Source organism: Streptomyces sp. NPDC085460 (assembly GCF_044541975.1).
GTDB lineage: Bacteria > Actinomycetota > Actinomycetes > Streptomycetales > Streptomycetaceae > Streptomyces.
In genome coordinates this window covers 147771-167239 of sequence record NZ_JBITTO010000007.1, presented here as the reverse complement: position 1 = coordinate 167239, position 19469 = coordinate 147771, and the positions used below count along the sequence as shown (strand labels likewise).

Here is a 19469-nt window from a genome sequence, read left to right as displayed (position 1 = left end):
ATTGATGCAATGGCCTGGGATCGAACGCAACGAAGCGTTGCAATGGGCGATTTCGAAGGCAATACTGGGCGCCATGCCAGGAGGACGCTTGACCCAGCAGGAGCGCCGTCACATCGCGGCCGGACTCGCCCACGGCCTCTCCTACGCCGAGATCGCCCGGCGGCTCGACCGCCCGACGTCCACGATCAGCCGCGAGATCGCGCGCAACGGCGGCGCCCACGCCTACCGCCCCGACCGGGCCCACCGGGCGACCGCCGACCGGGCCCACCGCGCGGCCCCGGCGTCCGCGCGCGCCGCCGGGAGACCGCGCGAGGCGACCGGCGACGAGATCGTCGAGATCGTCGAGATCGCGGTCAGATCCGGGATGCCGCGTATGACCGCGCGCGTCCACGTCGACCTGCTGCTCTCGGAGGACGGCCGGCGCACCGCCGCCGAACTGGCCCACCGCCTGGAGGTCAGCCCCGCCTCCGTCTCGGTGGCCGTCAACTTCCTTCTCCAGCAGGGGTACGTGCGCCGCGAGCGCGACCCGCACCGCCGGCGCGACGTCTACGTCGTCGACGACGACGCCTGGTACCACTCGATCGTGGTCAGCGTCCGCCAGACCCTCGCGTCGGCGCACGCCGCCATGGACGCGGCCGAGGCCCTGGGCCCCGACAACCCCGCCGCCCGCCGCCTCTCCAAGGCCGGCGTCTTCCTGGAGCGCGTCGTCCACGACCTGAAGGACTCCGCCGACCACTGGCGTCCGCTCCTGTCCTGAGCCCGCCTCAGCCCTCCGGCGCGGGCGGGGGGCCGGCGCTCGGACCGGCCAGCCGCTCCTTCAGGAAGGCGATGATCTCGTCACGGGCGCGCAGGGTCGGATGGCCGGCCTCGTCCACCAGATGCGCGGTGACGACGCTGTGCGCGCACCCCACGACCTCGCGGAAGAACGGCGGCGGGTCCGCGTTCGCCGCCTCGGCGGGCAGCGTGCGCCCGTCGAACGCGTCGCCGAGGAGCGCCCGGTACGCGGCGAAGCGCTGCCCCGTGCACCAGCGATCGCCCTCGAAGCGGTACGCGAGCACCCTCAGCCCGTCGCGCCGCAGCCGCTCGGCCACGGCCACGGCGTCGTCCTCGCTCAGTTCGAGGCCCGCGGGATCGTCGAGCGGCAGCGACGGATGGTTGACCACGGGCGCGACGACCGCCGGTTCCAGCGCCATCGACAGGGCGAAGTTCCCGGTGAAGCACAGCCCGACCGCGCCGACCCCCGGCCCGCCCCGCTCGGCGTGCGCCGCCCGCGCCAGGCCCCGCAGCCACGCCGCCACCGGACTCGTACCGCCCCCGGCGAAGGCCCGGAACTCGGCGCTGACGCAGGCCCGCCGCACGACCTCCCCGGCCGCCTCGGTCCGCGGGTAGGCCCCGTCGACCCCGAACAGGGACGGCAGGTACACCGAGAAGCCGGTGGCCCCTACCCACCGTGCGAACCGGGCCACGTCAGGACTGATCCCCGGCATCTCCGGCATGATCACGACCGCGGGCCCGTCCCCGGAGACGTACACGCGCTTCTCCACGCCCTCCACCTCGACCTCCCGGCGCTCGAAGTCGTCCAGCGGGTCGTCGCACTGCCTTCTCACGTGTCCCATGGCAGGCAGGATGACGGCCCCCGCACGGTGGGCGACACTGGCGTCATCGCCGAGATACCCGCCGATCCCGCCACCCCTTCCCACGATCGGACGTCCGCATGAGCAGCCCCCTCAGACTGAGCGTCCTCGCCTACCCCGGCTGTTTCGCGTCGGAGGTCCACGGCGTCCCCGACCTCCTCACGATGGCGGGTCACGTCGCCGCGGCGCACGGCCGTACGGAGCCCGCGTACGAGACCTCCGTGGTCTCGCCGCGCCGGCGCGTCCTCGCCGCGGGCGGCGCCCGGATCGACGTCTCGGCGGTCCGTCCCGCCGACGTCCTGCTCGTGCCCGGCTTCGCCCTGACCCCCGCCCTGGACCTGGACGCGACGCTCGCCGGCCTCACGCCCGAGCTGGCCACCCTCCGGGCGGCCGCGGAGTCCGGCACCACGGTCGTGTCGATCTGCGTTGGCGCCTTCCTCCTCGCCGAGGCGGGCCTGCTCCGCGACCGCGAGGCGACGACCAGCTGGCTGTACGCCGACCGCTTCGCCCGCCGCTACCCGGACGTCCGCACGCGCCCGGACCAACTGGTCCTCACCGACCGGGGCGTGACGACCACCGCAGCCTTCACCGCCATGTACGACTTCGCCCTCCGCCTCGTCCGCGACCACGACGGACCCCGCATCGCCGACGGCACCGCCCGCGTCGCCCTCCTCGACACCACCCGCTCCACCCAGACGCCCTACGTCGACCCGGACCTCCTCCCGGCCGCCGGACGGGCCTTCTCCGCCGGTGTGATGCGCTGGCTCGACCAGCACCTGGCCACCCGCTACGACCTCCGGGCCCTGGCGGCGGAGTTCGGGGTCAGCACCCGGACCCTCCTCCGCCGCTTCCGCGCCGAGACCGGACACACCCCGCTCACCCACCTCCACACCGCCCGCGTCCGCCGCGCCCGGCACCTCCTGGAGACCACGGACCGCCCCATCGCCACCATCGCCTCCGACGTCGGCTACCAGGACGCCGGCACCCTCACCACCCTGTTCCTCCGCCACACCGGCCACCACCCCAGCACCCACCGCGCGACCGCCCGCGCCGGTGGCCTCACCGCCCGGTGACGCGGCGATCCGCCGCCGGTCGCCCGGCCTCACGGCCGGCGCCCGCCGGCGACGCGTACAGGGCGGCGAGTCCGGCGGCCCGGTCGCGGAGCGCGGTGCGCAGCGACCGGGGGGACAGCGCCTCCGCGTCCGCGCCGAGCTGCCACAGGGCCCACTCGGCGTGCCGCGCGTCCTGGAAGATCAGCTCCAGCCGGAGCCGGCCGTCCGCGTCGGGTTCCTCCGCGCGGACCGCCAGCGCCGTGTCCAGCAGTTCCTCGCGCCGCGCCGGGTCCACCAGGAGCAGCACGGTGACGTGGTCGCTGCCGGAGAGGAAGCGGGCCGAGCGCTCGCGCCAGATCCGGTCGAGGTCGACCTGGTTCGGCCGCTCCGCCGCCTCGGGGAGCTCCTCGGCGGCCAGCACGCGCGTGAGCCGGTACGTCCGGTCCTCGCCCGCGCGGGTGGCCAGGAGATAGGACCTGTCCCGGACGGTCACGAGGCCGATCGGGTCCACGGTGCGCCACCGCGGGGACTGGCCCGTGGCCGCGTAGTGGATGCGGAGCTTGTGTCCCGCGAGGACCGCGCGCCGGACCTCGCTCATGGTCGTGCCGGGGACCCGGTCGGTGACCAGCCGGCGGGCGAGGAGGTCGGTCTCCGGGTCGACGAGGAAGCGCCGGGCCGCGTCGCTCGCGGTGGTCTGATGGCTCTCGGGCAGTGCGTCGACCACTTTCCGCATCGCCGAGGCGAGAGCCGAACCGAGCCCGAACGCCTGCTCGCCGCGCCCCGATCCGGCGGTGAGCAGCGCGAGGGCCTCGTCGTGGTTCAGCCCGGTCAGCTCGGTCCGGAAACCGGGCAGCAGCGAGAAGCCGCCGTGCCGTCCGCGCTCGGCGTAGACCGGGACACCGGCCGCGGACAGCGCCTCGATGTCGCGCAGCACCGTACGCGTGGACACCTCCAGCTCACGGGCCAGGGTGTCGGCGGTCAGCCGGCCCCGGCGGCGGAGCAGGAGCACCAGGGAGACCAGCCGGTCGGCGCGCATACGAAAACCGTACCGGAATACGTGACAGGGGATGTCGTGATTGCTTGGGAGGCTCCTTTCCACGGCGCCGAAGCACGGCGCGTGAGGCGAGGGAGCTGAGTGGTGATGGAGCGAACCGCGGTCAACCCGGTGACGTGGTCGGTGGAGAGGGGCTTCAACCAGGGGGAGGTGGTGTCGGGCCAGTCGAGGACGCTCTACCTCTCGGGCCAGACCGCGATGAGCGAGAAGGGCGAGCCGCTGCACGACGGTGACATGGCGGCGCAACTGGCGCTGAGCGTCGACAACGTGGAGGCCGTGCTCGCCGGCGCCGGGATGTCCCTCGCGAACCTGGTGCGGCTCAACGTCTACACGACCGACGTCGACCTGCTCGTCCGGCACTACGGCGTCCTGGCCGCCCGGCTCGGCGCCGCGCGGGTGGCGCCGACGACGACGATGCTCGGGGTGACCCGCCTGGCGATCCCCGGCCAGCTGGTCGAACTGGAGGGCACCGCCGTCGCCTGACGCGCTGCCGCCTGATCCCCACCCTGAGGCCCCGCCGCCCGAACAGGTCGCCCTGGCGAACCGGAACGGCCGGCGGGGCCTCGTCGTCGTCCTCCGGGCCGACGGTCCGCCGCGCTTCCGGCGGTCGGGGTTCTTGACGCCGGTGAGAACGCTCGGTCATGCTCGTCGCCAGGAACGGTGAGGAACGTTCAACAATCCTCATCCGACAGAGTGGTGGTTAACGGGGCGGATCGCGGCGAGCAGTCTCTCCCGCCCCTTCACCACCCGGCTTCCTTCGAACGCTCCAGCTGCGAACCGCGCACGTCCCGCCGGTCACCTCCTTCTCGGAAGGACAGCCTGTGACGCACCAGAATCCGAACCCGAACCCGGTCCCGCCCCCGAACCCGACCCCGAAGCCGGCCTGGAACAGCGAGGCCCGCCCCGCCCGGCTCGAAGAGCGCCTCGCCGACGGCGTCGTCCGTTGCCACCTCAGTCCGAGGAACTGCCGGATACGCCCCGGCCAGCACGGCTTCTGCCGCGTGCGGGCCAACCGCGACGGGCGGCTGGTCACGCTGAACTACGGCCGGTCGGTGCACGCCACCGAGGAGACCATCGAGACCGAGGCCGTGTTCCACTACGCGCCCGGCGCCCGGATCCTCTCCATGGGCAACATCGGCTGCATGCTCAACTGCGACTACTGCCACAACTGGAAGACCTCGCAGGCGCGTTACGCGGAGGACAAGGACGTCCACCACTACACGCCCCAGGAAGTCGTCGACATCGCGGTCCGGCACGGGATCGGCGTGATCTCCTGGACCTACAACGACCCCGTCGTGTGGCACGAGTTCGTCGTCGAGACCGCCGCCCTCGCGAAGGCCGCCGGCATCGTCAACCTCTACAAGTCCGCGTTCTTCATCACGGGCGAGGCGATCGAGGAACTCCTCCCGGTCATCGACATCTTCTCGGTGTCGATCAAGTCCCTCGACCCCGCGTACTACCGGCGGATCACCAAGGGTTGGCTGGAGCCCGTCCTCGAAGGAACGGAGCGGGTGTTCCGGGCCGGCAAGCACGTGGAGGTGTCCACGCTCATGGTCACCGACCTCAGCGACGACGAGAGGACCGCCCGGGACATGGCCGCCTTCGTCGGCGAACGGCTGAGCCCCGACGTACCGACCCACTTCGTGCGCTTCCACCCCGACTACAAGATGACGCACACCATCCGCACCCCCGTGGACCGCCTGGAGAAGGCCCGCGCGACCGCCCTCGGCATGGGGCTGCGGCACGTCTACCTCGGCAACGTCTACGACACCGCCTCGACCGACACCCGCTGCGGCGCGTGCGGACTGCTCCAGGTCACGCGGTACGGGCTGAACGCCGACCTCGTCGGCGTGGACGCCGCGGGCCGCTGCACCGGCTGCGGGAGCCACGCCGGCATCACCCTGCTCCCGGACGCCCGGCCGCGCGAACGGGTCCGGGACCTCCCGCCGGGACAGGACCTGTCCGTCGCCGGCTTCGACTGGCACGGAGACGTACGCGCGCTCCACTACCAGCTGCGCAACACCTCCGCCGTCCCGGCGAGGGCGTACGCCCGCCGCCTCGGCGACGCCACCGCGGACCGGTCGTGGGAGGTGATCGACCTCGCGCCGCACGAGAGCTTCCGCTCCATCGCGGCGAAGAGCACACCGGGCGAGACCGGCGTGCTGGTGGCCGTGGACCGCGCCTGTGAGTCCACCCTCCACCAGGTCTTCGACCGGGCCCACTTCCCCACGGTCGAGGCGACGGCCGGCACCCACAACGGCGACGTCTCGCCCCTGCCCCTCTTCGCCCGCGACCCCCGCCGGAGCCCGCGGCCATGAGACACGGAACGGACTACCGGGTCATCCCCCTGCGCGGCCCTGGCCCCGGCCCCGGCCCCGGCCCCGGCCCCGGCCCCGGCCCCGGCGACGAAGACGCCCACGCCGACGACCGGGACAGCGGCACCGCCGCCGTCCTGATCACCGGCAACCACCGCCTGCTGCTCGCCCCGGCCGCGACCGCCCGCCGTCTGGAAGCCGGCGTCGACCACCTGCTGCCCGCCGAGCGGCGGGCGTGGGACCGGCTCAGGACGGACGCCGGCGTCGGCGACGACACCCACCGGGCCCTCCTCGCGGGGAGCGCGCTCTCCGACGGCGCCGACTTCGCCGTCAACGTCAACCTCACCAACGTCTGCAACCTCGCCTGCACCTACTGCTTCGCCGAGGGCGGGGACTACGGCCGCATCACCGAGGCGATGGGGGAGCACTCCATCGGCTGGATCTTCGACTTCATCGAGACCCACGCGGCCCCGTCCCAGCGCGTCCGCTTCGAGTTCTTCGGCGGGGAACCCCTGGCGAACCTCGGCGTCATCCGGAAGATCTGCGCCCGCGCCGACGAGGTCGCCGCGCGGACCGGCACGCGCTTCGCGCACCGCGTCTCCACCAACCTGACGCTCCTGCCGCCCGGCACCACCGCGCTCTTCCGGGACCACAACTTCGTCGTCTCGGTCTCGATCGACGGCGGCCGCCGGGTCCAGGACGCCAACCGCCCCGCGAAGAACGGCAAGGGGTCGTACGACCGGATCGTCCGCAACCTGCGCCGGCTGCGGGAGGAGTGCGGCGAGGACGTCACGCTCGTCGCGCGGATGACGATCGCCACGGCCGAACCGTCCCTCAAGGAGAGCGTGCTCGCCCTGTGGCGGCTCGACCTCTTCGACCACTTCCAGATCTACCCGGGCGTCTACCCGGTCCGGAAGGGCACGACGGTCCCCGTCGCGCTCACCCTCGGCGACCGCACGCTGTCCGAGCCGCGGGGTGACATCCGGTACATCAACCACTTCCTCCAGCCCGGCATCGTCGAGCAGTTCAGGGACTTCCTCGACCACTACCCGAAGCTCTTCGACCCCGGCAACCGCTTCAAGGGGGTGCTGGAGTACGAGAGGACCGTCCAGATGATCACCGAGGGGGCGGCGGCCCTCGCCTTCTGCTCCGGCGGCCGCACGTACTACACGCACTCCCCGGACGGCAGCATCAGCCCGTGCCACCGCCTGGTCGGCGACGAGGGCTTCGACGTCGGGACCGGCGAGCGGGGCATCACCCGCGCGCACCCCGAGTGGCGGCGCACCGTCGACGAGCACCCGGTGTGCGGCGGCTGCTGGGCCCGCTACCTCTGCGGGGGCGGCTGCCGGCAGGAGAACCACGTCGCGACCGGCGACATCGGCGGCCTCAACGAGGAGTCCTGCCAGTACCAGTTGATGCTGGCGGAGGAGGTCGTCAGGATGCTCGCCCGGTCCACGCCCGCGTACCGGTCCCGCTCCCGGACCCGCTACGACGACCTCTTCGTCTCGTGCGGCCGACCCGTGCTCCCCAGCGGCCGGCCCGCCGCCGGCACCCCGCCGGCGGACCACGGCCACGGTCCCTTCCGGATCCTCTGCTGACCGCGCCGGGGCACGGGCCGCCGCCCGTGCCCCGGCGGGACGCCGCCCTACCGCCCCGCGGGAACGCGCAGGGCGCGGCAGGACCGCAGGCCGATGTCCACGAGGTCGGCCAGCCGGGAGGAGGGCATCAGCGCGGCCAGGCGGTGCATGGCCAGGGCCGCCTCCCACGCCGAGGTCCTGGCCGGCGAGCCGTCCCAGGAGACGGCGTCGAGCCGCGACCAGAGATGCGCGCCGAACCCGAGGTGAATCGTTCCTTCCCGGGCCGTCTCCTCGTCCAGCGCCGAGCGCACCGCCGTCAGGAACGTCACGGCGTCCTCCGGCCCCAGCGCGTCGACGACGATCCGCAGGTAGGGCGCGATCAGGGCGGTCGCCTCCGGCCACCCCGCCTCGTCACCGAAGCGCTCGCGCAGGTGTGCGTACAGCGAGTGTTCCATGTCATGGGTCATGGAACGAGAGATACGTTTCGCCGCCGGATCTTGCTCGCGGCGACACGCGGAATCACCCGGCCCGCCGCTCGTATGGACGGCCGGAGGACGGAACGGGGCGACAGCGGCCCGGGGTTCCCCGCCGTCGTACCCGGCCTCCGCGCCGGTGCGCCCGTACGGGTGGTGCCGGGGCGACACGCGCCCTTCGCCGGTCCGCCGGATCGATTCGCCCGTCCCCCGCCTTCGTAGGGTGACCGCTGTTTCCTTGATCATCTTCCGAAGGGGCCTCCTGCCATGAAGCTGCGCACCACGCTCGGCGCCACCGTCGCCGCCCTCGCACTCGTCCTGTCGACGGCCGGGTCCGCCCAGGCGGCGCGGGGCGAGTTCCACTACAAGTACGTCGACGGCTACGGCCAGGAGCGGCACGTCACCCTGCACGACCCGCACGGCGGCAAGTGCGTCAACCTGCACGCCGTCGGCGACGACGAGGAGCTCCCCGGCTACGGCCCGCACAACGACACCGACGCGGCCGTGACCGTCTACGTCGGCGCGAACTGCCAGGGCGCCGAGTGGCGCCTCAAGGCCCACGGCAAGCCCGCCAAGGACACCCTCGAACTCCGCTCGGTGCGGTTCGACGCACCGCCGGCCAAGTAGCGCGCGGCCGAGCCGGCCGGGGAGCCCTCCCAGGGCTCCCCGGCGAGAGGGCACCCGGCGAGCCGGACCGGGCCGCTCCACGGGGTGTGGTTTCGTGGGACGACCCGGCGCGCGCGACCGCGCGGGCCGGAGGAGGCGCGCCCGCGGCAGCGGCCGGGGCGCGCGGCCGAGCACGCGACCGAGGTGGTCTTCTTCTGATGCGCAGCGTGACCTATTCCATGGGCGTCTCCCTCGACGGCTACATCGTGGGGCCCGACGGCAGGTTCGACTGGACGGACCCGGACGACGAGGTGTTCCGGTTCTGGATCGACGAGATCCGCACGATCGACGTCCACCTCCTCGGGCGGCGGCTGCACGAGACGATGCTGTACTGGGAGACCGCCGAGCAGGACCCGTCGCTCGACGACGCCTCGCGTGAATGGGCGGCCCTGTGGAACCCGCTTCCCAAGGTGGTGTTCTCCCGGTCGCTGACGGAGGTTCAGGGCACCAACACGCGGTTGGCCTCCGGCGGGCTCGCCGAGGAGATCGAGCGGCTGCGGGCCGAACCGGGGGAGGGCGAGATCGCGATCGGCGGGGCGACGCTCGCCGCCGAGGCGGCCGCGGCGGGCCTGATCGACGAGTACCGGGCCATGGTCCACCCGGTCCTGGTGGGCGGGGGCATCCCGTTCTTCCCGCGCGACGAGCGCCGGGTGGACCTCGAACTCGTCGAGACCCGCACGTTCGGCGCGAACGTCGTCTACCTCCGCCACCGCGTGGTCCGATGACGCGACCGCGGGCCCACCGCCCCGCAGGGCCCGCGGACACCTCCTTGCGGCGCGAGCGCGCGCTTGGTGAGGTACCTCCATCCCTGATCTTGCAGGGTATCCCCGGCTTTAGCCGGGGAGGAAATGCATCTCAGGACTGCTCTGACCTGCACGTGAGAGTGGACGTTCTTGCTGCTCGATGTACTGGCGGATCACCGTCAGTGGTGCGCCGCCGCAGCTCTCGGCGAAGTACGAGCGGGACCAGAACACCGGCCCCATGCCGATCCGGTCGATGCGGCCGGTGTACTCGGCCCGCAGGTAACGGGAGCTGACGCCCTTGAGCGAGTTGATCGGCTTGGACAGGGCGATCTTCGGCGGGTAATGCACGAGGAGGTGGACGTGATCGGCCTCGCCGTTGAACTCGCGTAGCTCCACTTCGAAGCTGCCGCACACCTCCCGCATGATCTCTTCGGACCGTTTCAGCATGGCGTCATCGAAGATGCCGCGCCGGTACTTCGTGACGAACACCAAGTGGGCATGGAGGCTGCAGGCGACGTGACGACCTGTGCGAATATCGGGGTTCGGCTCCCAGCGTGGTGACCTACGCCAAGGGTAGGAGGATCTTCGAAGCCGTTCAGGAAGGGGGGCCGGATGATCCGTGCGTACAAGTTCCTCATGCGGCCCACCGTGGGCCAGCGGGCCGCATTGACCGCGATGCTGCGTGACCACTGCTCGCTCTACAACGGGGCTTTGCAGGAACGCCGTGACGCCTACCGGCACACCTCGAAGACGACCGTCCGGTACGGGCAGCAGTCCGCCCAGCTCAAGGACATCCGGGCTTTCGACCCGGAGCGTCAGGGCCGCTGGTCGTTCTCCGCTCAGCAGGCGACGTTGCGTCGGCTGGACAAGGCGTTCGCCGCGTTCTTCCGCCGGATCAAGGCCGGGGACAAGCCGGGGTACCCCCGCTTCCGGGGCGTGAACTGGTTCGACACCGTGGACTTCCCCAAGGACGGCGACGGCTGCCGCTGGGACTCCACCCCGCACGACCCCGTCACCCGCGTCCGATTCCAGGGCGTTGGCCACGTCAAGGTCAACCAGCACCGGCCCGTGGTCGGCAAGGTCAAGACCGTGTCGGTCAAGCGCGAGGGCCGAAAGTGGTTCGTCGTGCTGACGGCCGAGCAGGACCAGCCCGAACCGCTGCCCGCGACCGGCAGCGTGGTCGGTATCGACCTGGGCATAGCCACCTTCCTCACCGGCTCCAACGGTGAGTTCGTCGCCAACCCCCGTCACGGGCGCCGGGCTGCCGCGAAGCTCGAAGCAGCACAGCAGGCCCTCTGTCGGTTCCCTCGCGTGCGCCGCGACCGGCGCACGAAGAACCACCAGCGGGCCGTGGACAAGGTCGCCAGGCTGCATGGCAAGGTTCGCCGTCAGCGGCTGGACCACGCGCACAAGACCGCGCTCGGCCTGGTCCGTGCGCACGACTTCATCGCGCATGAAGACCTCAGGATCCGCAGCATGGGCAAGGCCCCCGCGCCGAAGCCCGACCCCGGGAAGCCGGGCAGCTTCCTGTTCAACGGGGCCGCCGCGAAGGCCGGGCTCAACCGCTCGATCGCTGACGCCGGATGGGGGGTGTTCCTCCAGATCCTCACCGCCAAGGCTGAAAGCGCCGGACGGGAAGTGATGGCCGTGGACCCCCGCAACACCTCACGGCAGTGTCCCGAATGCGGGCACACCGCCAAGGAGAACCGGCCCACGCAAGAGAAGTTCCACTGCGTCTCGTGCGGCCACCAGGCGCACGCGGACACGGTGGGCGCGATCAACGTTCTACGGGCCGGGCTGGTCCGTCGCGACGCCAACCCGGCATAGCGAGAAGCCCCCTCGTTCACGAGGGGGAGGAGTCACGGACGGTGCCACGGAGTCGGTGCGGCGGGCGGGCGCGGAACGAGGGCACGCGGCCGTGCCACGGCGGGCGTCCTGGCGCGGACGGGCGGTGCTTGCCGCGCTCATGCTGGCCGCCTTCACCTTCAACACCGCCGAGAACCTGCCCATCGGTCTCCTCGACGTCATCGCCGACGGCCTGCACGTATCGGTCTCGGCCGTCGGCCTGCTGGTCACCGGCTACGGCCTGACCGTCGCCGTCGCGTCCGTGCCGCTCGCGCACGCCGTGCGCGCCGTACCACGGCGCCACGTGCTCACCGCGCTCCTGGCGGCGCTGGTCGTCTCCAGCCTCGTCGCCGCGCTGGCGCCCTCCTACGGGGTGCTGCTCGGCGCCCGCCTGCTGACCGCGCTCGCCCAGGCGCTGTTCTGGGCCGTCATGGGTCCCGTCGCGGTCGGGCTGTTCCCGCCCGAGGTGCGCGGGCGCGTGGTCGGGGCGCTCTCCGTCGCGGGATCGCTCGCGCTCGTGCTCGGCGTGCCCCTCGGGACCTGGCTCGGCCGGCAGAGCGAGTGGCAGGTGCCGGTCGCCCTCCTCGCGGGACTGGGAGGCGCCTCGCTGGTGACGATCGCCGCGCTGCTGCCGACCTCGCGCCCGGAGGAGGAACCGGCGGCGTACGGACTCGGCCCGGACGCACGCCGGTTCGGGATCGTCCTCGCGACCGGCGCCCTGGCGGCCGCGGGGGCGTTCACGGCGTTCACCTACGTCGTGACGTTCCTCGGCGAGGTCAGCGGCTTCGCGCCGGGCACGGTCAGCGCCCTCCTCATGGCCTTCGGCCTCGCCTGCCTGGCCGGGGTCACCGTCACCGGAGCCCTGCTGGACCGCTTCCCCCGGGCCGCGCTGACCGCCGCCGTCACCGCCCAGGCGGTGGGCATGCTCGGGCTGTACGCGACCGGGACCGATCCGGTGGCGGCCGTGGCGTTCCTGGTCCTCGTCGGCGGCGCGCTCGGCCCGGTCTTCATGACCACCCAGAACGCGATGCTGCACTGCGCGCCGGGCCGCACCGACATCGCGCTCGCCGCGAACTCCGGTGCCTACAACGCCGGAATCGCGGCCGGCGCCGCACTCGGCGGGCTCGTCCTGTCCCTCGCCGACGTGCGCGGCACCGTCCTCGCCGGCGGCCTGCTCTCCGCCGCCGCCTGTGCGGTCCTGCTCGCCGGCCAGGCCCTCGGGAGCCGGACCCGCCGCGCCGACGCGACCTGAGCGGGCGTCAGGCGGCCGGAGGGCGGGCCTCGCGCCTCACCCGGTCGGCGCGGTCGCCCCGGGCTGCGACTGCTGCGCGGCGGCCGGGGCCGTGGCGCGGACCGGTGGTCCGGCAGGGGACGGGTGGCCGGGGCCTCGTGACGTACGCGAGGGCGTGGTCAGCACGGCGAGGCAGGCGCCGACCAGGGCGACGCCGGCCCAGCCCGCGCCCGGCAGGCGCTCGCCGACGACCAGGACGGCGAGGACGGCCGCGACGGCGGGTTCGAGGAGCGACAGGGTGGTGGCCGTGCTGGCCGGGACGCGGGCGAGGCCCCAGCCGAACAGGACGTACCCGGCGAACATCGGCACGAGCGCCATGTACGCGCCCACAGCGGCATGGGACCACGAGGCCAGCAGCGGCGCTCCCGTGACCGCCAGGACCGGGAGGAGCAGCAGCCCGCCCAGGCCGAAGACCGCGCCCATCGCAGGTCGGGAGGGGATCCCGTCGGTGATCAGGCGGTGGGCGGCCCACGCGTACAGGGCGTACGTGGCCGCCGCGACGACCCCGAGGCCGATGCCGGCCAGCGTGCCGGCCGGCGACGCCCGGCCCGCGCCGCCGGAGGCGTGGGCGGCCTCGGCGACGCACATCAGGACCGTTCCGGCCAGGCCGAGGGCGGCGGCGAGGAGCCAGCGGCGGGTGAGGCGGCGGCCGTCCACGACGCGTTCGATCAGGGCGGACGCGAGCGGAGCCGTACCGAGGGAGACGACGGTGCCGACCGCGACGCCGGCGAGGTGCATGGAGCTGTAGAACGCGAGCGGGTAGACGGCGACCGAGACGGCGCCGAGCAGGACGGTGCCGCGCCGCTCCCGCAGGCGCGCCGCGCTCCCGGCGATCCGCGGGGCCGCGACGAGGGCCTGGAGCAGGCCGCCGAGCCCCATGGCGACGGCCGCGATGGCGAGCGGGCCGACGTCCGGGGCGAAGGTCGCCGCCGTACCCGTCGTCCCCCACAGCACGGAGGCGGCCAGCACGCACGCGGCGCCCCTGCCCGCCCCGGCGCCGCTCACAGCCGGTCCAGCAGGGACGAGGCGAGCGCGCGGGCGTGCCGGACGCGGCCGCCGTCGCCTTCGAGACCCGCGCGGGCCATCGCGCCCTCCAGGAGGAACGACAGGTGCTCGGCCGTGTCCCGCACCCGATCCGCCCGGTCGGGGAGGCGGGGGCCGTCCGGGCCGTCGGCGGCGGGCAGGAGCTCCTCCAGGTGGCCGGCGATCAGCCGCTCGACCTCCTCCTTGTGGGCGCGGACGACGTCCCTGCCCTCGTCGCCGACGGGGAGTTCGGCGGCCGCGTTGAGGAGGCCGCAGCCGCGGAAGCCGTGCTCGTACGCGAAGGCGGCGTGGTCGGCGTACGCGTCGAACACCGCGAGGACGCCCTCACGGGGACCGTCGGCCCGCTCCAGGCGGGCCCGGTAGAGGCCGAGCCACTCCTCGTGGCGCGCGTCCAGGTACGCCCGGACCAGCTCGGCCTTGGAGGAGAAGTTGTTGTACAGACTCATCTTCGCCACGCCCGCGTCGGCCGTGATCGCGTCGATGCCGGTCGCCGCCACGCCGTCCGCGTAGAACCGGCGGGCGGCCGCCGCCAGCAACCGCTCCCGGGCGGGCCGCCGCCGCCCGCTCCCGGCCCCCTGTCCACTCCCGTGCTCCGGCACGTCCACGCCCCTCTACTAGGTAGGTCGGTCTACCTAAACTAGCGGGACCGTACCTCCGCTGTCGAACGGCGATCCGCGATGACGCATCCTCTTTCCCATGACTTCGTACGCGCCACGGGGGCCACAGGACCCGCAGCAGCCGCACCCGGACCGGAGACCGGACGCGGACGCTCCGGAGCACCTGGACGTCCTGGTCGTCGGCGCCGGGATCTCCGGCATCGGGGCCGGCCGCTCTCTGCGGCTCAGGCACCCGGCCAGGTCGTTCGCGATCCTGGAGGCCCGCGGCGCCTCCGGCGGGACCTGGGACCTGTTCCGCTACCCCGGCGTCCGCTCCGACTCCGACCTCTACACCTTCGGCTACGCGTTCAAGCCGTGGCGCGACCGCGAGTCCGTCGCCGACGCCTCCCGCGTCCTCTCCTACCTGCGGGAGACCGTCGCCGAGAACGGCCTCGACGCGCACATCCGCCACCACCACAAGGTCGTCTCCGCCGCCTGGTCCTCCGCGACGGCCCGCTGGACGGTCCGCGTCGAGCGGACCGACCCGGAGACGGGCACGAGCGAGCGGATCGTCCTCACCGCCGGATGGATCTTCTGCGCCGCCGGCTACTACCGCCACGACGCTGGATACACGCCCGACTTCGAGGGCCGCGAGCGCTTCCGCGGCCGGATCGTCCACCCCCAGCACTGGCCCGAGGACCTCGACCACCGCGGCAAGCACGTGGTCGTCATCGGCAGCGGCGCCACGGCCGTCACCCTCGTCCCCGCCATGGCCGACGACACGGCGCACATCACGATGCTCCAGCGGACACCCACCTACATCGTGCCCGTCCCGAAGGAGGACAGGCTCGCCCGCCTCCTCCGCGCCGCGCTCGGGGACGAGCGCGGGCACACCGCCACACGGCGCAAGAACATCGTCAAGCAGCAGCTGATCTGGCGCTTCGCCCGCCGCTTCCCGACCGCGACCAGGAAGCTGATCCGCGCGACGAACGCCCGCCACCTGCCCGCCGGCTTCCCGGTCGACGAACACTTCAGCCCGCCGTACGCCCCGTGGGACCAGCGCCTCTGCGCGGACCCGGGCGGCGGCCTGTTCAAGGCCATCGGCGCGGGCAGGGCCTCGGTCGTCACCGACCGGATCACCACCTTCACCGAGGACGGCGTCCTGCTCCGGTCCGGCCGCGAACTCCGCGCGGACGTCGTCGTCACCGCCACCGGACTCGACATCCAGCTCCTCGGCGGCATGCGGCTCACCGTCGACGGCAGGGACGTCTCGCCCGCCGACTCGCTCCTCCACCGGGGCACGATGCTGTCGGGCGTCCCGAACCTCAACATCGCCATCGGCTACACCCACGCGTCCTGGACCCTCAAGATCGGACTGCTCTGCGAGTACGTCTGCCGGGTGCTCGCCCACATGGACCGGCACGGTCACGACACCGCACGGCCCGAGAGCGAGCCGGGCCTGCCCACCCGCCCCATGCTCGACTTCGGCGCCGGCTACGTGCGGCGGGCGCTCGACCGGCTGCCCCGGCAGGGACCCGAGGCGCCGTGGGCGACCTCGACCAGCTACCGGAGCGACCGCCGGCTGCTCCGCAGGGACGGGATCGCCGACGGCCACCTCCGCTTCTCGGGCCCGGCCACCCGCACCGCGCGGCGCCCTCCCGTGTGATGCGCCGGCGTGGGCTGCGGCCCGCCGTCGAGGACGCCGCCACCGCCCGCCGTCGAGGACGCCGCCACCGCCCGCCGGCGACGGGTGGGACGCGCCCCCCGGCCGAGCCGCCCCGCGACCCCGCCGGATACGCTGCGCGGACACCTCACGGCGCCGCGGTGCCGTGAGGACGCCCCCGGCACCACGAAAGCGCGACACGATGCCCTCCCCGCCCCGGCCACCGACGCGCCTCACGGCGCGCGCCCGTGACGCCGGCCGGGGAGCGGTGGCCGCCGCGGTCGCGGGGACCACCGTGCTGCTGCCCCTGGCCTTCCACCTGCTGACACAGGGCCACCTCGCCCCCTGGGCGCTCCTCGCCGCACTCCTCGCCGGGCCCGCCACCAGCACGTACGCGCTGTCGCGGCGGCGCCTCACCGACCCCCAGCTCCTCGCCGCGCTCGCCGGCGCACAGCTCGCCCACCAGCTCGCGTACGCCGTCCCCGGTGCCTGCGCCCTGGTCCGGCTGCCCGGTGGCGGGGCGGACGCGGTGGCAGACCACGTCACCGCCGTCGGAGTCCCGCCGGAGGCGTTCTTCGCGGGGCACCTGATCACCTTCGTCCTCGCCGTGCGCCTGCTCGGCGTCCCGGAGCGGCTGCGCGGCCACACCGCGTCCGTGCGCGCCGGCGTGGCCGCCGTCCTGAACCTCCTCCGGCCGCTCCGGATCGTCACCGGAACCCGCCCCGCCGCCGAGCGCCGGCCCGCCGGCCCGCGGCTCCCGCACTCCGCCCTCGTCCCGCGACCGGTCAGCGGCCGAGCCCCGCCGCGCGCCCCGCGTGGCCCCCTCGGCCACGCCTCCCGCCGCGACCGGGCCGAGCGCCGCCCGCCGCTTCCGTACGCCCTAGGGCGTGTCTGACAATTCCCGTCGGGTCCGGCCCGTCCGGCACGCACGCTCGCCGCACGGCCGAAACGCCCAAGTAGCTCCGCTACAAGGGCGCCCCGGCCGCACGCCGATCGCACGCACCGGACGACCCGGCCTGATCCGACGCCAATTGTCAGACACGCCCTAGCGGTGTAGCGGGGGCGGGACCCGGCGCCGTCCGGCCCGCGCGCGACCCGGACCGGGCCCCGCGCGGCGGCGGCCCACCGTGCGCCCTTCCCGCCCCTCACCCACACCCGAGGCACCATGACCAAGCTGAAGAAGAACCTCCTCGCGGCCGGAGTCCTCCTCGCCGCCCTCGCCGTCGCGTTCGGCTCCTTCCTCCTCTTCGCTCCCCAGGACGCCACCACGGCCCTCGACACCGAACCCGCCGTGGACGCCCGCGCCGTGCGCGACACCAGCCATCGGCTGACCTCGCCGAAGAAGAGCGAGCTCACGATCGTCGAGTTCCTCGACTTCGAGTGCGAGGGCTGCGGAGCCGTGTACCCCACGGTGGAGCGGCTGCGCGCCGAGTACGGCGACCGGGTCACCTTCGTCGCCCGCTACTTCCCCATGCCCGGCCACCGCAACAGCACCACCGCCGCCCTCGCCGTCGAAGCGGCCGCCCAGCAGGGCGCGTTCGAGGCCATGTACGCGAAGCTGTTCGCCACACAGAAGGAGTGGGGCGAGTCGAAGGAGTCGAAGGCGTCCCTCTTCCGCGCCTACGCCGACGGCCTCGGCCTCGACATGGCCGCGTACGACACCGCCGTCCGCGCGCCGGCCACGCTCCGGCGGATCGAGGCCGACCAGCGGGACGGCCTCGGACTCGGCGTCCAGGGCACGCCGACGTTCTTCGCCGACGGCATCAGGATCGCACCGCCTTCCTCCTACGAGGAGTTCAAGGCGCTGATCGACGCGCGGCTGGCCCGCTGACGCCCGCCGCCCGGAAGGCCGGCCCGTCCCGCCCCTGAGGTCGGGCTGGCCTCACCCCCGATGGGCCCGGTGGCAGGATGGGGCCGACGCGGAGCCGGACGGCAAGCTGAGGGCATGACAACACACCGCGCACGTACGTCACTTCTGGCCTCCGCCCTCTCCGTCGCCGCTCTCGCCACGTCCGGTCTCCTCGCCGCCGGAGGCCCCGCGAACGCCGCCGGGACCACGGCCGGGAGGCCGACCGCCCCGGCCGCCGGCGGTGCGCTGACGTGGGGCGACTGCCCCGCCTCGGTCAAGCCGGCCGACGGGCAGCGGTGCGCGACGCTCTCCGTGCCGCTCGACTACGCGGACCCCACCGGTCCCCGCGTCGATCTGGCCGTCTCCCGGCTGCCCGGCACCCGGCCGGAGACCCGCCGCGGCACGCTGCTCGTCATCCCCGGCGGGCCCGGAAGCTCCGGGGTGCAGCGCCTCGCGCAGAAGGGCGCGGCGCTGGCGAAGGAGACCGGAGGGGCCTACGACCTGGTGGCCTTCGACCCGCGCGGGGTCGGCGGCTCGGTCAAGGCGCGGTGCGGGCTCGCCGAGGAGGACCGGTGGATGGTGACCCTGCGGTCCTGGCCCGCCGCCGACGGGTCGATCGGCTCCAACGTCGAACGGGCGCGCCGCATCGCCGACGCGTGCGCCCGGAACGGCGGCGCCACGCTGAGGAGCCTCACCACCGCCAACCAGGTGCGCGACATGGAGCTGCTGCGCCGGGCCCTCCGCGAGGAGAAGATGTCGGCGTGGGCCACCTCGTACGGGACGTACGTCGCCGCCCGGTACGCGCAGGAGTACCCGCGGCGGACCGACCGCTGGGTCCTGGACAGCAGCGCCGACCCGAACCCGCGCCGGGTCGCGCGCGGCTGGCTCGCCGACATGGCGAAGGGCGCCGAGGACCGTTTCCCCGACTTCGCGGCCTGGGCCTCCCACCCGGACCGCGCGGCGCAGGGGCTGCGCCTGGCCGACACCCCGGAGGACGTGCGCGCGCTCGTGCTCGACCTCGCCGCCCGGCTCGACCGGGCGCCCCGCCCGACCGCCGTGGCCGGCGCCCCGCTCACGGGCGCCTCCTTCCGGCAGGCCCTCCAGCTCGCCCTCTACTCCGACGCCGCCTTCCCCGGCTTCGCGCGCCTCGTGGGGCAGGCCCTCGACCCGGAGGGCGTGCCCGTGCTGCCGCCCGAGCTGTCCGGGGCGATGCCCGACGAGCCCGCCGCGATCACCGTGGGCGTGATCTGCAACGACGTCGACTGGCCCCGCTCCGTACCCGCGTACGCCCGCGCGGTCGCCGCCGACCGCGCCCGGCACCCGCTCACCGGCGGCATGCCCGCCAACATCACGCCCTGCTCCTTCTGGAAGGGCGGCGCGGTGGAGAAGCCGGTCCGCCTCCACGACGGCGGCCCGTCGAACATCCTGATGATCCAGAACCTGCGGGACCCCGCCACCCCCCACTCCTCCGGCCTGAAGATGCGCGCGGCGCTCGGCGACCGCGCCCGCCTGGTCTCCGTCGACAGCGGCGGCCACGGCGCCTACCTGCTCTCGGCGGGCGGCACCGGGAACGCCTGCGGCGACCGCACCGTCACCCGCTTCCTGACGACCGGCGAGCGCCCGGCCACCGACGTGAGGTGCTGAGCACGCCCGGCGGACGGCAGCGG

The 19469-nt window shown here is 73.9% G+C and carries 19 protein-coding genes; 13 read left to right on the top strand and 6 right to left on the bottom strand.

Annotated features, from left to right (window positions below; translation table 11 throughout):
* Positions 1–88: 88 nt before the first annotated feature.
* A complete protein-coding gene (locus tag ACIGHB_RS19620; protein WP_399914592.1) occupies positions 89–757 on the top strand; it encodes a helix-turn-helix domain-containing protein in 669 nt (222 codons plus the stop codon).
* 7 nt (positions 758–764) lie between these two features.
* Here ACIGHB_RS19620 and ACIGHB_RS19615 read toward each other — a convergent pair whose 3' ends face one another.
* Positions 765–1616 carry a dienelactone hydrolase family protein gene (locus tag ACIGHB_RS19615; protein WP_399914590.1) on the bottom strand — a complete coding sequence of 284 codons (852 nt, stop codon included), beginning with the start codon at positions 1614–1616 and terminating at the stop codon, positions 765–767.
* A gap of 98 nt (positions 1617–1714) precedes the next feature.
* On the opposite strand from ACIGHB_RS19615, the gene ACIGHB_RS19610 reads away from it, so the two are divergent.
* Positions 1715–2707: a GlxA family transcriptional regulator gene (locus ACIGHB_RS19610; RefSeq protein ID WP_399914588.1), complete on the top strand. Its 993-nt coding sequence runs from the start codon at positions 1715–1717 to the stop codon at positions 2705–2707.
* Here the strand turns inward: ACIGHB_RS19610 and ACIGHB_RS19605 are convergent.
* Positions 2694–3722, bottom strand: a complete 1029-nt coding sequence (locus tag ACIGHB_RS19605; protein ID WP_399914586.1) for a helix-turn-helix transcriptional regulator — start codon at positions 3720–3722, stop codon at positions 2694–2696. The two genes, ACIGHB_RS19610 and ACIGHB_RS19605, sit on opposite strands and share 14 nt — an antisense overlap.
* A 105-nt stretch (positions 3723–3827) precedes the next feature.
* Here ACIGHB_RS19605 and ACIGHB_RS19600 point away from each other — a divergent pair, with 105 nt between their 5' ends.
* The 3 genes from ACIGHB_RS19600 to ACIGHB_RS19590 all read left to right on the top strand — a co-directional run bounded on the left by ACIGHB_RS19600 (position 3828) and on the right by ACIGHB_RS19590 (position 7653).
* On the top strand, positions 3828–4223 hold the full coding sequence (locus ACIGHB_RS19600; protein WP_399914584.1) for a RidA family protein: 396 nt from the start codon (positions 3828–3830) through the stop codon (positions 4221–4223).
* Positions 4224–4561: 338 nt separating this feature from the next.
* Positions 4562–6058, top strand: a complete 1497-nt coding sequence (gene amrS / locus ACIGHB_RS19595) for an AmmeMemoRadiSam system radical SAM enzyme (protein WP_399914582.1) — start codon at positions 4562–4564, stop codon at positions 6056–6058.
* A complete protein-coding gene (locus tag ACIGHB_RS19590) occupies positions 6055–7653 on the top strand; it encodes a radical SAM protein (RefSeq protein ID WP_399914580.1) in 1599 nt (532 codons plus the stop codon). Before amrS ends, ACIGHB_RS19590 begins: the two co-directional genes overlap by 4 nt.
* 47 nt (positions 7654–7700) lie before the next feature.
* Here the strand turns inward: ACIGHB_RS19590 and ACIGHB_RS19585 are convergent, their stop codons facing one another.
* Entirely contained in the window at positions 7701–8099 is a 399-nt protein-coding gene (locus ACIGHB_RS19585; protein ID WP_360320890.1) for a hypothetical protein, read from the bottom strand.
* Between the two features lie 273 nt (positions 8100–8372).
* Here ACIGHB_RS19585 and ACIGHB_RS19580 point away from each other — a divergent pair, with 273 nt between their 5' ends.
* The gene (locus ACIGHB_RS19580) at positions 8373–8732 is read left to right on the top strand and encodes a hypothetical protein (RefSeq protein ID WP_360320893.1); all 360 of its coding nucleotides are present in this window, start codon (positions 8373–8375) and stop codon (positions 8730–8732) included.
* 197 nt (positions 8733–8929) lie between these two features.
* Positions 8930–9496: a dihydrofolate reductase family protein gene (locus ACIGHB_RS19575; RefSeq protein ID WP_399914577.1), complete on the top strand. Its 567-nt coding sequence runs from the start codon at positions 8930–8932 to the stop codon at positions 9494–9496.
* 108 nt (positions 9497–9604) lie between these two features.
* On the opposite strand, the gene tnpA is transcribed toward ACIGHB_RS19575, so the two are convergent.
* The gene (tnpA, locus tag ACIGHB_RS19570; protein ID WP_399915024.1) at positions 9605–10048 is read right to left on the bottom strand and encodes an IS200/IS605 family transposase; all 444 of its coding nucleotides are present in this window, start codon (positions 10046–10048) and stop codon (positions 9605–9607) included.
* Positions 10049–10126: 78 nt separating this feature from the next.
* On the opposite strand from tnpA, the gene ACIGHB_RS19565 reads away from it, so the two are divergent.
* Complete coding sequence (locus ACIGHB_RS19565) at positions 10127–11341, top strand: RNA-guided endonuclease InsQ/TnpB family protein (RefSeq protein ID WP_399914576.1); 1215 nt, start codon at positions 10127–10129, stop codon at positions 11339–11341.
* A gap of 139 nt (positions 11342–11480) precedes the next feature.
* The gene (locus ACIGHB_RS19560) at positions 11481–12611 is read left to right on the top strand and encodes an MFS transporter (protein WP_399915022.1); all 1131 of its coding nucleotides are present in this window, start codon (positions 11481–11483) and stop codon (positions 12609–12611) included.
* 36 nt (positions 12612–12647) lie between these two features.
* Here ACIGHB_RS19560 and ACIGHB_RS19555 read toward each other — a convergent pair whose 3' ends face one another.
* On the bottom strand, positions 12648–13619 hold the full coding sequence (locus tag ACIGHB_RS19555; RefSeq protein ID WP_399914574.1) for a DMT family transporter: 972 nt from the start codon (positions 13617–13619) through the stop codon (positions 12648–12650).
* A 32-nt stretch (positions 13620–13651) separates the two neighbouring features.
* Positions 13652–14293: a TetR/AcrR family transcriptional regulator gene (locus ACIGHB_RS19550; protein WP_399914572.1), complete on the bottom strand. Its 642-nt coding sequence runs from the start codon at positions 14291–14293 to the stop codon at positions 13652–13654.
* A 97-nt stretch (positions 14294–14390) separates the two neighbouring features.
* On the opposite strand from ACIGHB_RS19550, the gene ACIGHB_RS19545 reads away from it, so the two are divergent.
* The 4 genes from ACIGHB_RS19545 to ACIGHB_RS19530 all read left to right on the top strand — a co-directional run bounded on the left by ACIGHB_RS19545 (position 14391) and on the right by ACIGHB_RS19530 (position 19446).
* Positions 14391–15956: a flavin-containing monooxygenase gene (locus tag ACIGHB_RS19545; protein ID WP_399914570.1), complete on the top strand. Its 1566-nt coding sequence runs from the start codon at positions 14391–14393 to the stop codon at positions 15954–15956.
* A gap of 265 nt (positions 15957–16221) precedes the next feature.
* Positions 16222–16848: a hypothetical protein gene (locus ACIGHB_RS19540; RefSeq protein WP_399914568.1), complete on the top strand. Its 627-nt coding sequence runs from the start codon at positions 16222–16224 to the stop codon at positions 16846–16848.
* 270 nt (positions 16849–17118) lie between these two features.
* Positions 17119–17784, top strand: a complete 666-nt coding sequence (locus ACIGHB_RS19535; protein ID WP_360322494.1) for a thioredoxin domain-containing protein — start codon at positions 17119–17121, stop codon at positions 17782–17784.
* Positions 17785–17898: 114 nt separating this feature from the next.
* The gene (locus ACIGHB_RS19530) at positions 17899–19446 is read left to right on the top strand and encodes an alpha/beta hydrolase (RefSeq protein WP_399914566.1); all 1548 of its coding nucleotides are present in this window, start codon (positions 17899–17901) and stop codon (positions 19444–19446) included.
* The last annotated feature ends 23 nt before the right edge of the window (positions 19447–19469 follow it).